Raw genomic sequence first — 16,266 nt, 5'->3', positions numbered from 1 at the left:
TGAGCAATGTTTCTTGGGCGTTAATATTCTAAAGCCTTGAAGATAATAAAATTATTTGATGGCCAAGGGGTCGGAGCGTATTTGCGATATGCATAAGGATGTATAGTTTTACAGTTTCTGTTATACAAAATGAAAGCGCCTACGCCAAAAACACCCAAAGACATCGGGATCTATTTCCTAATGGTCTTCATAATTACTTTCATGTTAGCACTCGTGAAATTCGCAATTGATTGCTTTTTCTCTTACGAGGGTATCTTTCAATTTAAAGTTCCGTGGGGAGGCCTGCAAGGCTACTTTGCATTATTTGTGCTCTTTAGGCTGATCATCGTAATGCCAGTCACATGGTGGTTTGTGGAAACTTTTAATGGCAAGTATAAAAACGCCCTATACTTGAAGCTACTATTTATCATCATTACCTCCCTTATAATTGCAGTAATTTTTCCTTCTGAAACTAACCCGAACTATGGTGTAGAGGGCCTAAAAAGGATTTTTTTCTATCCGATAGCAGGTGTATTATCCTATCTCGTTTATACAACATGTTTCTACAGGAAGGGTCTTTAAAATTAGTTGGGCCTCCAGCAAGAATATAGAGGAGCGCAAGTCTTTGATGTACCGATAAATGGACCTTTAATTTAGAAAAGGATTTGTGGATGATCGGATTTCCTGTTTTCGGCACATCTGCTATATGTCAAATTAAAATCCTTATCACACAGCTGTTTACTGCTTCTTTGAATTTCCTTAAACTTATAGCTACTTTTGTAAATAATTAGCGGGTCTTTTCATCCAGATGAATAACACCTGGATAAACATGACGAGCATCTGCTAACTACCTATAAACAAGAACTTAAAACAATTCAATATGTCATCAGTAGAGACAACTTACGTTCCTTATAAAGTTAAGGACATTTCACTGGCAGAATGGGGCCGCAAAGAAATCGGATTAGCTGAAGCAGAAATGCCAGGTTTAATGTCTTTGCGTGAAGAATTCGGTCCTTCGCAGCCACTTAAAGGTGCGCGCATTGCAGGCTGCCTTCACATGACCATCCAAACTGCAGTTCTAATTGAAACTTTGGTTGCTTTAGGTGCTGAAGTTACCTGGTCTTCATGTAACATCTTCTCCACTCAGGATCATGCTGCTGCAGCAATCGCTGCTGCTGGTATTCAGGTTTATGCCTGGAAAGGCCTTAATGAAGAGGAATTTGATTGGTGCATTGAGCAGACCTTACACTTCGGTCCGGAGCAAAAACCATTAAATATGATCCTTGATGATGGTGGCGATTTAACCAACATGGTTTTCGACAGGTTCCCTGAGCTTATCGCTGAAATCAAAGGCCTATCTGAAGAGACGACTACCGGTGTTCACCGCTTATATGAGCGCATGAAAAACGGAACTTTGCACTTACCTGCAATTAACGTAAACGACTCTGTTACCAAATCTAAATTCGATAACAAATACGGTTGTCGTGAGTCACTAGTAGATGCGATCCGTCGTGCTACTGACGTGATGATGGCTGGTAAAGTTGCCGTTGTTTGTGGATATGGTGATGTTGGTAAAGGTTCTGCAGAATCGCTAAGCTCACAAGGTGTACGTGTTATCGTAACTGAAATTGACCCAATCTGTGCGCTTCAAGCTGCTATGGAAGGTTATGAAGTTAAGAAACTGATGACTGCAGTTAAAGAGGCAGACATCATTGTTACCACTACTGGTAACTGCGACATCGTTCGTCCTGAGCACTTCAAGTTGATGAAAGACAAAGCAATCGTTTGTAACATTGGTCACTTCGACAATGAAATTGATGTTGCCTGGTTAAACGAAAACTATGGTGATACTAAAGTAGAGATCAAACCTCAGGTTGATAAATATACCATTGATGGTAAAGACATCATCCTATTGGCTGAAGGTCGTTTGGTAAACCTAGGTTGCGCAACTGGTCACCCAAGTTTCGTAATGTCTAACTCTTTCACCAACCAGACACTAGCGCAATTAGAGCTATGGATGAACCCTGGTAAATACGAGAATAAAGTTTATACCCTACCTAAACACCTTGATGAGAAAGTTGCACGTTTGCACCTTGCGAAGATCGGTGTAGAGCTGGATGTACTTGATCAGCATCAGGCAGAATACATTGGTGTTCCGGTTGAAGGTCCATTTAAACCAGAAACTTACAGATACTAATTCGATTACATATCTTTTGAAAGGGGAAACTTCGGTTTCCCTTTTTTTATGCCTCATTTTCTGTATGCCGAATCACGCTGGTTCCGCACAGTAGCATCGACTTGCGTTAAGTGGTTTTACCCGCATGAACAAAATGCTTTGAGGCATTGCGCGAATACCTTTATATTTGAGCATGGCAAAACTATCTGTAAACATCAACAAAATAGCGACACTTCGAAACAGCCGGGGCGGCAACAATCCGGATCTGGTTAAGGTTGCATTAGATTGTGAGCGCTTTGGCGCAGAAGGCATCACGGTTCACCCGAGACCCGATGAGCGTCATATCCGTTACCAGGATGTTTTCGATCTGAAAAGTGTGATCCACACAGAGTTTAACATCGAAGGAAACTGTTCCGAGCAGAAGTTTGTGGACCTGGTGCTTGCAAATAAGCCGGCGCAGGTGACCCTTGTGCCTGATGCACTGGGCCAGATTACCTCCAATCACGGCTGGGATACCATCAAACATAAATCGTATTTACAGGATATGGTGGCAATGTTTAAAGCCGCTGGCATCCGGGTTTCCATATTTGTTGATCCGGTGATAGAGATGGTGGAAGCTGCAGCACTTACTGGAACCGACCGGATTGAGTTGTACACAGAAGCCTATGCACAGGAATATGCGGCGAATAAGGAACAAGCCATTAAGCCTTATGTTGCAGCAGCGGAAGCGGCAAATGCGCTGGGTCTTGGCCTGAATGCCGGGCATGATCTGGACCTACAGAACCTGAAGTATTTCGCTACCCGGATTCCGAACTTACTTGAAGTTAGTATCGGCCATGCCCTCGTCAGCGATGCATTGTATTTGGGCCTTGAAAACACCATACAGATGTACTTACGGCAATTGTCAAACTAAGCTTACAATCAATAATTACGTTGCGTATGGGTTTGGAAATAGCTACCTTTGCGCCAACTTATTATTGCTATCATGAGCTTAAATATTAATTATACAGAAGACTTTAAAGACCGTCATATTGCGCCCAATTCAGCGGATACTGATGCCATGTTATCCACAATTGGTGTTGGTTCTCTTAATGAGCTCATTGAACAGACTGTACCACAGCAAATCAGGTTGAAGCAACCGCTGAATCTGCCTGCTGCGAAATCAGAAAAAGCGTATTTAGAAAGTCTTAAACAAACTGCTTCTCTTAATAAGGTATTTAAATCTTATATCGGGCAAGGTTATTACGACACCATTACACCTGCAGTAATCCTGCGTAATGTAATGGAAAACCCAGGATGGTACACGCAGTACACCCCTTACCAGGCGGAAATTGCACAAGGCCGCTTACAAGCCCTGCTTAACTTCCAGACCATGGTGATTGACCTTACCGGAATGGAAATCGCCAATGCCTCTTTGCTTGATGAAGGAACTGCTGCTGCAGAAGCCATGTTCATGCAATACAGCTTGCGTAAAAATCAGGCTGCAAAGAAGTTTTTTGTTTCTGAACTGGTATTTCCACAAACCATCGACATCCTAAAAACCCGTGCAAATCCTTTCGGAATTGAGCTTGTCATTGGAGACCATGCAAATGTAGATCTTACAGATGGTTTCTTTGGTGCAATTGTTCAATACCCGGCCGGAAACGGTGAAGTGTTTGACTACACTGCATTTGCAGAACTTGCACACCAAAACAATGTAAAACTTACCGTTGTAGCAGACCTTTTAAGCCTAACACTTTTAACGCCTCCAGGAGAATGGGGAGCGGATATCGTGGTTGGCACAAGTCAGCGCTTAGGCGTACCTATGGGCTTTGGTGGTCCACATGCCGCTTACTTCGCAACGAAAGAAGAATATAAAAGATCTATCCCAGGCCGTATCATCGGTGTAACGATAGACAGCAATAACGATTACGCTTTGCGTATGGCGCTTCAAACCAGGGAGCAACACATCCGTAGAGATAAAGCGACTTCAAACATCTGTACTGCACAGGCTTTGTTGGCCATTATGGCGAGCTTTTATGCCGTTTATCACGGTCCTAAAGGCTTGAAGCTTATTGCAGAACGTACACATGGTCTGACTGTGTCACTTGCTGCATCACTGGAGCAAATCGGCTACAAACAATTAAACAAAGTATATTTCGATACCATTCAACTGGACTTGGGTGATCTTAAAGATTCCATTCACCGCGAATGTATCGATCATGAAATTAACCTGAACTTTAAAGGAACGACAGTGACCATCTCCTTAGATGAGACCACTTCGCTTGAAGATGTTAAAGTATTAACTAAAATCTTCTCTAAAGTCCAAGGTATCGGTGCAGACCGCGTGGAGGTTGTAACCGAAAACATCAACACTGTTATCCCGGAAACGTTACAACGTACCTCCGCATACCTGAGCCATCCGGTATTTAACAGTCACCATTCTGAGCATGAAATGCTTAGATATATCAAATCGTTGGAAAGCAAAGATCTTTCTCTAACGCATTCCATGATTCCACTGGGTTCATGTACCATGAAGTTAAATGCAACTTCGGAGATGATTCCAATTACCTGGGCGGAGTTCGGAAGGTTACACCCTTTCGCGCCAGCTGATCAGGTTGGTGGATACTACACTGTTTTCAATGAATTGAACAACTGGTTGAGCGAAATCACTGGCTTTGCGGCCATGAGCCTTCAGCCAAACGCTGGTGCACAAGGTGAGTATGCCGGACTTATGGTTATTCGTGCTTACCACCAGGATCGTGGCGATCACCACCGTAATGTTGCTTTGATTCCTTCCTCTGCACATGGAACCAACCCAGCTTCAGCTGCCATGGCGGGTATGAAAATCGTGGTTGTAAAATCACTTGAAAATGGAAACATTGACGTAGAAGATCTGAAAGCTAAAGCAGCGCAGTACAAAGACGTATTGTCTTGCCTAATGGTTACTTATCCATCTACCCACGGTGTTTTTGAAGAGAGCATTATCGAAATCTGTAATGTGATTCATGAACATGGCGGACAGGTTTATATGGATGGTGCAAACATGAATGCACAGGTTGGCTTAACTTCACCAGCGAACATCGGTGCTGACGTTTGTCACCTGAACTTACACAAGACATTCTGTATTCCGCACGGCGGCGGCGGTCCTGGTATGGGTCCAATTGGTGTTGCAAAACACCTGGTGAAATACCTTCCTGGCCATGCCGTTGTTGACATCAATAACGAAAAATCGATCAACGCTGTTTCCGCAGCACCTTGGGGCTCCGCTTCCATCCTGATCATATCACATGCCTACATCGCCATGATGGGCAGCGAAGGTTTAACGGATGCAACTAAATATGCCATCCTGAATGCCAACTACATGAAAGCTCGTTTGGAGCAACACTATCCAGTGCTTTATTCTGGTAGTCAGGGTCGTTGTGCACACGAGATGATTCTGGACTGCAGAGCATTCAAAGCTTTTGGAATTGAAGTGGTTGACATTGCTAAACGTTTAATGGACTATGGTTTCCATGCGCCAACAGTTTCTTTCCCGGTTGCGGGAACACTGATGGTGGAGCCTACAGAAAGTGAACCTAAACATGAGCTTGACAGATTCTGTGAAGCGATGATCAGCATCAGAAAAGAGATTTCAGAAGTTGAAAGTGGCACCCTGTATAAAATTGATAACCCGTTGAAAAACGCGCCACACACAGCAGTGACTGTGACTGGTGATGTTTGGGAACATCCATACAGCAGAAAAGTTGCAGCATTCCCATTGCCATATGTTGCAGAACATAAATTCTGGCCGGCAGTAGGACGCGTGAATGATTCTTATGGCGACAGGTCACTGGTTTGTGCTTGTCCACCTATTGAAAGTTACGCAGAAGAACTTGCTTAATCGAAAAAGGCCCATTTAGGAATAGATGGGCCTTTTTTTAACTATGTTAATCAATTACGCTTGTAATTTATATCTTTAAACATTATACCTATACCTGTTTTCAATGTCAATGATGGATTCAAAAATAGACTTGCTCGTAATTGATGATGATGATATCAACATCTTCATTATTAAGAAGATTGTAGAAAAGACAGGCTATAACATCAATATGGTTGCAAAAACAAATGGGCAACTTGCGATAGAATATCTTAGTTCGCTTTCTGAAAACGGCGAACGCTTTCCTCAACTGGTATTGATCGACATTAATATGCCTGTGCTCAATGGCTGGGAATTCCTCGAAGCTTATGACACCCTTGGCGTACAGGACCGCGTAGATATGTACATGCTATCCAGTTCTGTTTACGAGAATGATATTGAAAAAGCAAAAACCTATGCTACAGTAAAGGGATTTATTTCTAAACCCCTCTCCATCAATAAACTTATTGAATTATTTGACAGCCTTTCTCAATAGCTAGACGATTGTAAAATGGCCTTCATCATGGCGGATGTAACCAGTGGTTTTCGTCTTTGCATGATAAAATAAGCAGTTCCAGTTTTCTGCCGCCGCTTTATGGCCGTACATTTCCCTTAGTTCCATTGCCTTCCGGCCATCGAAGTCGTACTTGGCAATGAATTTACGCTGCAGCTCTTCGGGCTCCGGCAGCACGTCACCTCCAAAGAACACCTTCTCTTCACCTTCTGTAATCAGGAATGCCTGATGATACGGCGTATGTGCCCCGGTAAGTTCAAAATGAATGTTATCATTGAAACTTCCACTATCATCCAGGAATTGCAATTGTGCATTGCGCTGTAAGAATTCGAAGATCTCCGGTTTGTAGGAGGAAGATGGGTTTGTGAATGCACCCTCCCACTCTCCACGTTGGATCAGGTAGGTTGCATGCGGAAAGCTCAGGTTCATTTCTGCGCCCACGCGGTGGATCATACCGCCGGCATGATCAAAATGGAGGTGCGACATCAATACGAATTCTATGTCATCAGGCTCGAAGCCGGCTTTGCGGATGTTGTTGTGTAAAACCAGCTGCCCTTGTTCGTCGCTGTATCCCAATCCGGTGTCGAGCAGTAACAAAGTATTGTTCAACTGCACCAGAAAGGGTTGTACGTGTATAAATAAGGAACCCTTGCGGTCTTTCGGGTTATCGATGTCCGGATTAAAGGGGACGAATTTTTTAGAAGCATCTACAGAATAGGACCCTTCGTTTAAAGTGAAAACTTTCAATGGATGTAGATATTTAGTAACAAGAATAATTAATGATATCTTTACGAATCAGGCTGCAAAGATAGAAAACCTCATTAGCTTAGCGAAAATGCGAGGATTTATATGCGGTATTCGCGTCATCCTGACCTGGCATAAACAATTGATTATAAATGAAAAAAAGATGGGTGCAAGCCGAAGCAGGCGAAAAGGAAACAACAGATTTGCTTGCACAACAATTAACCATAGATCCCAGCCTTGCTGCGGTTTTGGTTCAGCGGGGCATAAAAACCTTTGATGAAGCGCGGTATTTCTTCCGTCCTTCCCTGAAAGATCTTCATGATCCATACCTGATGAAGGACATGGACAAAGCCATCACTCGGATTGACGAGGCGCTATCTTCCGGAGAGCGCGTGCTGATTTACGGTGATTACGACGTAGACGGTACCACTGCCGTGACACTTGCCTACAGCTTCTTCAAACAGTTTACCTCGGAAATCGAATATTACATACCAGACCGCCACAAGGAAGGTTACGGTATTTCCAGGCAGGGCATTGATTATGCCGCGGAAAATCAGTTTACGCTGATTATTGCTCTGGATTGCGGAATCAAGTCCGTTGAAATGATAGATTATGCCAACTCACTAGGTGTAGATTTTATCATTTGCGACCACCACCTACCAGGCAATACCTTGCCCGCTGCAGTAGCCGTTTTGGACCCCAAGCGTGCAGACTGCCCCTACCCCTTCAAAGAGCTCGCTGGTTGTGGCATCGGCTTTAAGCTAGCACAGGCATACTGCATTAAACACGGACTTCCGACTGTAAAGTACGAGAAGTATATGGACCTGGTGATGGTGAGCATTGCGGCAGACATAGTGCCTGTTGTGGATGAGAACAGGATTTTAGCACATCATGGCCTGATCTTGTTGAATACCAATCCATGTACGGGTTTGAAAGCCTTAATGGAGACTACGGGACGTAAAAAAATCTTCACGCTTACAGACGTCGTTTTTACGCTGGCACCAAGAATCAATGCCGCAGGGCGGATGGATCACGCGCGCGAAGCCGTGAAGATGATGCTGTGTGAAGAAAAAGAAAGTGCTGATGTGCAGAGCCTGTTGATAAACCTGCAGAACACGGAGCGGAAAACTTCCGACCAGAACATTACTGCGGAAGCTTTAAAACTCATCGGGGATTGCGAGATTTTAATGAACAAAAAGACTACTGTGGTTTACAATGAAGCCTGGAATAAGGGTGTAATTGGCATTGTGGCGTCCAGACTCACAGAAACGTATTTCAGACCAACGATTGTACTTACACATTCTAACGGCTACTTAACCGGATCTGCGAGGTCTGTTCCCGGCTTTGACCTGTACGAAGCACTGTTGAGCTGTTCAGATCTGCTTGTGCAGTTCGGCGGCCACAAATTCGCCGCAGGCTTGTCTATGTTGCCGGAACACCTTGAAATCTTCTCGGAACGCTTTGAACAGGCGGTAGCTTCGACGATAACAGAAGACATGTTGCGCCCGGAGATTGCCATTGATACCCAGATTGAACTTCAACAAATCACCGGTAAATTCCACCGCATCATCTCCCAGATGGCACCTTTTGGACCGGAAAATATGGCACCGGTATTTGTAAGTCACGGTCTAGAACTCATGGGCAGAGCGTCCATTGTGGGCGACAATCACATCAAATTGAGTGTAAAACAACAAAATTCGCCTATTTTTGATTGTATTGGCTTCGGTCTTGCTGAATACGAACGTATATTGATGCCCGGAAAGCCTTTCTCCATGTGTTATACCATTGAAGAAAATGTCTGGAAGGATCAACCTCGCATACAGCTGAACATAAAAGGAATCCATACTGATTATTAAGATAAATGATATTAAGAGCTGAGCATCTAATAAAGAAATATAAACAGCGGACCGTCGTAAACGATGTGTCATTCAGTGTTAGTCAGGGGGAGATTGTTGGTTTGCTCGGCCCAAATGGTGCGGGAAAAACGACATCCTTTTATATGATTGTGGGCCTGATTAAGCCAAATGAGGGCCGTATATTTCTGGAGGATGAAGACATCACCAAAGATGCCATGTACCGCAGGGCGCAGAAAGGTATCGGTTACCTCGCCCAGGAAGCTTCTGTGTTCAGGAAGTTATCTGTTGAAGACAACATCATGGCCATTCTGGAGATGACGGCACTGAACAAAGAAGAGCGCCATGAAAAACTGGAGGAGCTCATCAATGAATTCAGCTTGCATAAAGTACGTAAAAACCGCGGTGACCTGCTCTCCGGCGGTGAAAGACGACGTACCGAAATTGCCAGGGCTTTAGCTGCGAACCCAAACTTCATTCTTTTGGACGAACCTTTTGCAGGTGTAGACCCCATTGCGGTTGAGGAAATCCAAACCATTGTGGCAAGATTAAAAGAAAAAAATATCGGTATATTGATCACGGATCACAACGTTCAGGAGACGCTTTCCATTACAGACCGTGCGTATTTACTTTTTGAGGGCAAGATCCTGGAATCAGGCACCCCGGAAGTATTGGCCGCGAATGAAATGGTGAAGAAGGTGTACCTGGGATCCAACTTTGTTCTACGAAAAAAAACGTTGTAAACTAACCAAATATAAAAAATGGCGATAGTCAACTCTCTTTTTACCTGGTACATGAAGAAGCGCGTCCACCAGATTGAGCTTTTCATGAAATATCCGCTGGATGTCCAGGAAGAATGGTTTCATGAGTTAATTACCACGGCCTCCGATACAGAATGGGGCCGACTATACGATTACAATTCCATAGACAACCCGGATCAGTTCAAAGAACGGGTACCCATACAATCTTATGATACCTTAAAACCTTACATTGAGCGCATGCTCAAAGGGGAGCAAAACATCCTCTGGCCAACAGAGATTAAATGGTTTGCGAAATCCTCTGGGACAACAAGCGACAGAAGTAAGTTCATACCCGTATCGGAAGAATCACTACAGGAATGCCACTTCAAGGGTGGCAAAGATCTACTGTCTATATTTTGCAACAACAGACCTAATAACCAGATATTAACTGGAAAAGGACTGGTACTTGGAGGTAGCCACCAGATCAATCAGCTGAATGAAAATTCATTCTATGGTGATCTATCAGCCGTACTGATCAAGAACCTGCCCATGTGGGCCGAATACTACCGTACCCCTGCCATCTCCATCGCCTTAATGGATAACTACGAGCAAAAGATGGAGAAAATGGCGGAGGCGACCATTAAAGAGAACGTCACCAACATTTCTGGTGTGCCAACCTGGACTTTGGTGCTTGCCAAGAAGGTCTTGGAGATGACAGGGAAGAAAAACCTCCTGGAAGTATGGCCAAACCTGGAGCTCTACTTCCACGGTGCGGTGAACTTCGCGCCCTATCGCGACCAGTTCCGCGAGCTTATTCCTTGCGACTATATGTACTACCTGGAAACCTACAATGCCTCGGAGGGATTTTTCGGCATCCAGGATCAGGTAAACTCAGATGAAATGCTGCTTATGCTGGATTACGGTATATACTACGAGTTTCTGCCGCTGGAGCACATTGAAGATGAGAATCCAAAAACGCTTAGCCTGGATGAAGTCGCATTGTACAAGAACTACGCAATCATCATCTCCACAAATGGGGGCTTATGGCGCTATATGATTGGTGATACTGTTCAATTTACTTCTGTTTACCCCTTCCGAATTAAAATTACAGGGAGAACCAAGCACTTTATTAATGCTTTTGGAGAAGAAGTAATTATCGACAATGCCGAGCGGGCAATCAGTCAAGCCTGTAAAAGTACGGGGGCAAAGTTCAAGGACTACACCGCTTGCCCCATTTATTTTAAGGGCTGCGATGTTGGTGGGCATGAATGGATCATTGAATTTGATAAACAGCCTGATGATTTCGAATCCTTCGTAGATATTCTTGACAATACCCTGCGTGAAGTGAATTCAGACTACGATGCCAAGCGTTTTAAGGACATGGCCCTGCGCCGCCCGCAAGTACATAACGCAGCTCCGGGTACTTTCTATAACTGGCTGAAAGCTAAGGGAAAGCTTGGTGGTCAACATAAAGTTCCACGACTTGCAAACGACAGAAAGTACGTCGAAGAGATTTTAAACGTCATAAACTTGCAATAACTAAGGTTTTCCGCAAATGGCTATAGTATAAATCGCAAAAAGGTTTCTAAAAAATAGGATATTCCGCAACTAATAAATAGCTTTGCAGTGTAAACTACTTGAAGTCATTATTGAACCAGACTTTAAGGTTTAAAAACACACAAGGTATTAATATCCAAACTGAACCTAAGATGGTAATTGAGAATCAACCAGAAGTACAAACAATCACATTAAACGGCGTAAGCTATGCGCTAAACATTAGAGAGATTGAAACTTTCATGCAACAGTGTGACCTGTTCATGGATGCTAACCAGAACGACTTTGACACGATGACGCAAGTGATTGCCGATCAATTGATTGACAACGCAAATGCGAACACATCCGTTCCTGAACTTAGAGCACAGTTGAAGTTTCTTCGTGAAGTTTCTTTCTTATTAAGGTGTATGATGGCACCTGCTACCCCTTCAAGTAACTACTAGTCTTTGCTTGACATAAAGTCAAGCAAAAGCTGATTATACTTTTCCAGTAGGTCGATGTACTTGTCTTTCCAGTATGTCGTCGTACTTTGGTCATTATCATCATTCATAAAATGATAATGCTTATTCAACTCATCCTTTGGGTAAAGACTAGGAAACTCTGTAGAGAAGTCATGATTGATGACGTTTCCTATTCTGAATATAATCTCAGACTTCAGATGTTTTTGATTAAACCAGTTGTATACAGATCTCCTGTTTACATTAGTTAAGCGGGCAAGTTCACTGATGCTGTAACCTTTACGGCGAATGATACGTTCAACTACTTGGCCATAATGCAAATCCATATATTATAAAATCAGGTATTTTGTGTATATTATTTTTATATCTGGTGCTAATAGATGTTCAGTTCGCCTAAAAGAAAAACGTTTTCAAGCTTTCTGATTAGAATATTATTTAATTCTGAACGAATTTATTTCAAACTATCTAAATAATAGTATAAGGGAATGCATTGTGTAGGTTATCGTAAAAGAGTGTGTAAAAATTCGTGTGTATTCTAAAGAAATCTTGCTCTACACCTTCAAAATCGCAGATAATCGCCTTTTTCCTGTCTGGAAAATCTAAATTCCTCAAAATCATACAACCTTTTTCAAGCAGACCTTCAGGCCTGTGAAGCACGACCTCACAACCTGCACAATGTTTCCCGGAAACTTTCTCGAAGGCATACACAATAGCACGACCATCCCCAGGTAAGTACTTTTGTGGCTTCAATTTTATTCATACCTGAGTGTTGTCGAGCAATCGATATATCACATTGAATGAATCCTTTGTCAGTCATGCAGAACCGCTACAATTATATTTTCCGACTAACCATTGCCTTGAGTGACTTAGCCATTGTGAATTTCGCATTGGTGGTAGCCCTATTTTTCAATACCCCGGCCAACTACAACTTCAATTATGTAGACTTTAGCCTACTACTTACCCTCGGTTGGTTCCTGTTGAGCAAAGTACTGGATCTATACAACCGCAGGACCATACAGAACAAAGCACTATTCGTCACCACACTCAAGTGCATCTGCTTACATCTGATGTTCTTCCTCATGTACAATATGCTGAAGGCATTTGCTTTTGACTGGAAGTTCAGCGTTGCATATTATACTGCCCTTGGTGCGTTGTTGCTGCTAAACCGATATTTTGCGGCACTGATCTTCCCCATTCTCTCCAGAAGCCTGAAGATGACCGCGCCTGTTGCGCTGCTCGGGGTGAACCCCACCAGCATCCGTCTGGCAGACTATTTTCAAAAACACGCCAGAGAGTACAGCTTCGCTGGATTTTTAAGCAAAAACCCAACCTCGCTTAATACGGCAGAGCTCGTAGAAGGTTTTAAGGCGGAGATTAAAAGCGCAGTGCTTGCCGGCATCAATGAGATTTACATCTCCCTTGCACCAGATAAGATTCACGATATCGACAGCCTGGTTACGGAAGCCAGAAATCAGTGTATCCGGTTGAAGTTTGTGCCAGATTATAGCCAGATCCTCAACAAGAGTGCAGCACTCGACAGCCTGAATGACTTCCAGGTTATCAATCTAACTGGGTCCTGCGTTCAGGACAACATGGACGACCGCGTTGTGAAGCGTCTATTTGACATTGCCTTTAGCCTTTTTGTAATCGTATTCATATTTAGCTGGCTCTACCCCATCCTGGCGCTATTGATTAAACTAGAAAGTCCCGGACCAGTAATCTTCAAGCAGGAAAGAAGTGGAAGAAACAACGTGCAGTTCTACTGCTACAAATTCCGCAGCATGCGTGTTAATGATGAATGCCATCTAAAACAAGCCAGCAAAAATGATTGCCGGATCACCAGGATCGGTAGAATCTTGCGTAAAACCAGCCTTGATGAATTACCACAGTTCTTTAACGTTTTACTTGGAAACATGAGCGTGGTTGGCCCCCGTCCACACATGCTTAAACACACCGAACATTACCGCGAAGTAGTAGATCAATATATGGTACGCCATTACATGAAGCCAGGGATAACCGGTTGGGCACAGGTTAACGGCTATCGTGGCGAAACCATCGAGCTGGGCTTAATGGAGAAACGTGTGGAGCACGACATCTGGTATATGGAAAACTGGTCAGCCTTGTTAGACATCAAAATTGTAATGCTTACTGTTCTGAATGTTATAAAAGGCGAAAAGAACGCGTACTAACAATGACGGTACTTTCAATAAAAAAGGGATGGTACGCTTACGAACCATCCCCATATATATATAATTGAAAAATTGGGCTTATTTATTTGCCGAGTCCGGCATTCAGGAAGCCATAGAAAGCTTCTTTTGGTTGATAGTTACGATCAAACAATAAGGGATAGTCGTGATCTGAATTTGGATACCCCTTGTTAAAGTAAGAGGTCTTGTCAGACACACCCCAGGTCGTGATACCCCATTGTTGGCTTTTTGGAACGACTTTCATGTAGCCACTCACAATCTCTTTGTATTTCTCGCCCTGTGCCTTGTTCATTGCATCCGACAGTTGGAACGTTGCAGGCATACCATATTTTACTGAAATATCGAATTCTGAGATGTGTATCAATAGTCCTTTATCTGCGGCTAATTTGAGGTTTGTCATGATGGGTTTAGCCTCCATCCTCAACACCGTATGTAATTGAAAGCCCATACCATGAATCTTTACGCCTTGTTTTTTAGCTTCGTCAACGATGTTAAGGAGCTCTTTCATCTTTTTGCCACCATACTCCTGGCCGTAATCGTTCAGGAATAACTTGGCCTGCGGATCTGCCTCTTGTGCAAATTTGAAAGCTTTGATGATATAGTCTTTTCCGAGTTTACGATACCAGATGCTGTTCGTATACACACCACCTTCTTTGATCGGCTCATTAACCACGTCCCACGATTGTACTTTTCCTTTGAAGTGTTTTACAACAGTGTAGATGTGATCTTTCATCAACTGCTCCCAAGCGGCTGCGTCGCCCTGGAATTCTTTAACCCACTTTGGCTCATTACCGTCATGCGCCCAAAGTAAAGTATGCGCATGCACTTTCATGTTATGCTTTTGTGCGAAAGCGACAACGGCATCGGCCTTCGCAAAAGTGTATTTATCTTTCGAAGGATGCACACTACCCCATTTGAAATCGCTTTCAGAACCTATTCTCGAGAAATGCTTACTTACCGTATTCGCATATTCTGGTTTTTCAAGTAATTCTTTTACGACTGCGGCACCAACAGGGAAGTCAAAAGCACTTTTCAATGGCACTACTGTTGCCGGTTTCGGCTGCGCTGGAAGAGCTGGTGTCGCTGGTGTTCCAGGTGTAGTTACAGGCGCTCCAGGCGTAGTAGCGGGTGCTCCCGGTGTAGTTGCTGGTGTTCCCGGTTTGGTTGGTGCAGGATCGCTTGCAGGTTCTTTACCGTCTTCAGCGCCGTCCTTAGAACCACTGCCACCTTCGCCAGAGCCTGCAGCTCCTTCTCCAGATCCTGCGGCGCCTTCACCAGAACTTCCTTCACCTTCGCCAGATTGGCCTGATGTTCCTTGACCAGCATCACTGCCAGATCCCTTTGCTGGATCTTTGACATCAACGGAACTATTTTCCTTTGGCTTAGTGGGTGCTAATTCTTCTTCTAACGATGAAGAGCAACTGCTTAAGCTGCTCGCGAAGATGAATGTTACAAGCGCAACTAATCTGAAGCTGCGTTGGGTTAGGTAAGTCGGGCCGGTAAACCTCATTTTAATAATTATAGGGATGGATGTTCTTGTTGTTTGACACTGCAATATTACGCAACTATCTGCGATAAATACCAAACAATTAAATATTTATACGGTACAAAGCGTATTTAGGCGCAATGTTTGCATGGAAGCTGAACTCAAAAATACACTAAGCAGAATTGAAGCGGTAATAGACAAGCCAAAACCACATATTTGCTTCCTTGCAAAAAGGGGCTTTTACAAGCCATATAAAGGCTATTAATGCCGCAACCTGCTGTACAGCAGCACAAATAGCGCTAAGAGATCATAATATACTTACCAAAGGAGATTTACCGCAATTACACTTTGTTCCTGCAAGATATTTTTAGCATAATTGCAAGCTCAAAGCCTAAAACCAGGAGAAAACTGGTAGTTCTTGTCAATTTTAATGAGCAACATTGAGGAAATCACACCACAATATTCCCAAAGACCCGTTTCAACAATCCCAAGATTTAGGAAATATACGGATGAAGAAGGATATTACGCATCCATCCTACAAGACATCATTGCCCGATGCAAGTACTAACAATAAACATCAAATTTCGAGAACCATGCGTAGGTAGAACACTCCGGCGATTCAAACGCCCTAAGAAAATCTGGGCAATAAAAAAAGGCAAGTCATGATTACTCATGCTT

Annotated in this window: 12 protein-coding genes; 9 read left to right on the top strand and 3 right to left on the bottom strand. The window is 43.4% G+C overall.

What is annotated here, in order from left to right; genetic code table 11:
* Window positions 1-859 precede the first annotated feature (859 nt).
* The 4 genes from ahcY (at window position 860) to IEW69_RS11840 (ending at window position 6,528) form a co-directional block, all read left to right on the top strand.
* Entirely contained in the window at window positions 860-2,176 is a 1,317-nt protein-coding gene (gene ahcY / locus IEW69_RS11855) for an adenosylhomocysteinase (RefSeq protein WP_188627068.1), read from the top strand.
* Window positions 2,177-2,348: 172 nt separating this feature from the next.
* Entirely contained in the window at window positions 2,349-3,068 is a 720-nt protein-coding gene (locus IEW69_RS11850; RefSeq protein WP_188627067.1) for a pyridoxine 5'-phosphate synthase, read from the top strand.
* Window positions 3,069-3,140: 72 nt separating this feature from the next.
* Window positions 3,141-6,017 carry an aminomethyl-transferring glycine dehydrogenase gene (gene gcvP, locus IEW69_RS11845; protein ID WP_188627066.1) on the top strand — a complete coding sequence of 959 codons (2,877 nt, stop codon included), beginning with the start codon at window positions 3,141-3,143 and terminating at the stop codon, window positions 6,015-6,017.
* A gap of 109 nt (window positions 6,018-6,126) precedes the next feature.
* Complete coding sequence (locus IEW69_RS11840; RefSeq protein WP_188627065.1) at window positions 6,127-6,528, top strand: response regulator; 402 nt, start codon at window positions 6,127-6,129, stop codon at window positions 6,526-6,528.
* On the opposite strand, the gene IEW69_RS11835 is transcribed toward IEW69_RS11840, so the two are convergent.
* The gene (locus tag IEW69_RS11835; RefSeq protein WP_188627064.1) at window positions 6,529-7,293 is read right to left on the bottom strand and encodes an MBL fold metallo-hydrolase; all 765 of its coding nucleotides are present in this window, start codon (window positions 7,291-7,293) and stop codon (window positions 6,529-6,531) included.
* A 149-nt stretch (window positions 7,294-7,442) separates the two neighbouring features.
* On the opposite strand from IEW69_RS11835, the gene recJ reads away from it, so the two are divergent.
* From recJ to IEW69_RS11815, 4 genes are all read left to right on the top strand, one after another.
* Window positions 7,443-9,146 carry a single-stranded-DNA-specific exonuclease RecJ gene (gene recJ, locus IEW69_RS11830; protein WP_188627063.1) on the top strand — a complete coding sequence of 568 codons (1,704 nt, stop codon included), beginning with the start codon at window positions 7,443-7,445 and terminating at the stop codon, window positions 9,144-9,146.
* A gap of 5 nt (window positions 9,147-9,151) precedes the next feature.
* Window positions 9,152-9,886 carry an LPS export ABC transporter ATP-binding protein gene (gene lptB, locus IEW69_RS11825; RefSeq protein WP_188627062.1) on the top strand — a complete coding sequence of 245 codons (735 nt, stop codon included), beginning with the start codon at window positions 9,152-9,154 and terminating at the stop codon, window positions 9,884-9,886.
* Window positions 9,887-9,904: 18 nt separating this feature from the next.
* Window positions 9,905-11,422: a GH3 auxin-responsive promoter family protein gene (locus tag IEW69_RS11820; RefSeq protein WP_188627061.1), complete on the top strand. Its 1,518-nt coding sequence runs from the start codon at window positions 9,905-9,907 to the stop codon at window positions 11,420-11,422.
* A 170-nt stretch (window positions 11,423-11,592) separates the two neighbouring features.
* Window positions 11,593-11,880, top strand: coding sequence for a hypothetical protein (locus IEW69_RS11815; RefSeq protein ID WP_188627060.1), 288 nt, complete (start codon window positions 11,593-11,595; stop codon window positions 11,878-11,880).
* Here IEW69_RS11815 and IEW69_RS11810 read toward each other — a convergent pair.
* A complete protein-coding gene (locus tag IEW69_RS11810; protein ID WP_188627059.1) occupies window positions 11,877-12,221 on the bottom strand; it encodes a helix-turn-helix domain-containing protein in 345 nt (114 codons plus the stop codon). The genes IEW69_RS11815 and IEW69_RS11810 overlap by 4 nt on opposite strands.
* A 471-nt stretch (window positions 12,222-12,692) precedes the next feature.
* Between IEW69_RS11810 and IEW69_RS11805 the strand changes: the two genes are divergently transcribed.
* On the top strand, window positions 12,693-14,084 hold the full coding sequence (locus IEW69_RS11805; protein WP_188627058.1) for an undecaprenyl-phosphate glucose phosphotransferase: 1,392 nt from the start codon (window positions 12,693-12,695) through the stop codon (window positions 14,082-14,084).
* An 82-nt stretch (window positions 14,085-14,166) separates the two neighbouring features.
* On the opposite strand, the gene IEW69_RS11800 is transcribed toward IEW69_RS11805, so the two are convergent.
* Window positions 14,167-15,612, bottom strand: a complete 1,446-nt coding sequence (locus tag IEW69_RS11800; protein WP_188627057.1) for an endo-1,4-beta-xylanase — start codon at window positions 15,610-15,612, stop codon at window positions 14,167-14,169.
* Between the last annotated feature and the right edge of the window lie 654 nt (window positions 15,613-16,266).

The organism is Pedobacter quisquiliarum (assembly GCF_014642175.1).
Taxonomy (GTDB): domain Bacteria; phylum Bacteroidota; class Bacteroidia; order Sphingobacteriales; family Sphingobacteriaceae; genus Pedobacter; species Pedobacter quisquiliarum.
Note: the sequence above shows the minus strand (reverse complement) of the source record. Positions and strands in the feature narration are given on the sequence as shown.

Bases quoted from the DNA above. Each gene is read 5' to 3' on its own strand.
- ahcY (WP_188627068.1), top strand. From the start codon at position 860: ATGTCATCAGTAGAGACAACTTACGTTCCTTATAAAGTTAAGGACATT.
- IEW69_RS11850 (WP_188627067.1), top strand. From the start codon at position 2,349: ATGGCAAAACTATCTGTAAACATCAACAAAATAGCGACACTTCGAAAC.
- gcvP (WP_188627066.1), top strand. From the start codon at position 3,141: ATGAGCTTAAATATTAATTATACAGAAGACTTTAAAGACCGTCATATT.
- IEW69_RS11840 (WP_188627065.1), top strand. From the start codon at position 6,127: ATGATGGATTCAAAAATAGACTTGCTCGTAATTGATGATGATGATATC.
- recJ (WP_188627063.1), top strand. From the start codon at position 7,443: ATGAAAAAAAGATGGGTGCAAGCCGAAGCAGGCGAAAAGGAAACAACA.
- lptB (WP_188627062.1), top strand. From the start codon at position 9,152: ATGATATTAAGAGCTGAGCATCTAATAAAGAAATATAAACAGCGGACC.
- IEW69_RS11820 (WP_188627061.1), top strand. From the start codon at position 9,905: ATGGCGATAGTCAACTCTCTTTTTACCTGGTACATGAAGAAGCGCGTC.
- IEW69_RS11815 (WP_188627060.1), top strand. From the start codon at position 11,593: ATGGTAATTGAGAATCAACCAGAAGTACAAACAATCACATTAAACGGC.
- IEW69_RS11810 (WP_188627059.1), bottom strand. From the start codon at position 12,221: ATGGATTTGCATTATGGCCAAGTAGTTGAACGTATCATTCGCCGTAAA.
- IEW69_RS11805 (WP_188627058.1), top strand. From the start codon at position 12,693: ATGAATCCTTTGTCAGTCATGCAGAACCGCTACAATTATATTTTCCGA.
- IEW69_RS11800 (WP_188627057.1), bottom strand. From the start codon at position 15,612: ATGAGGTTTACCGGCCCGACTTACCTAACCCAACGCAGCTTCAGATTA.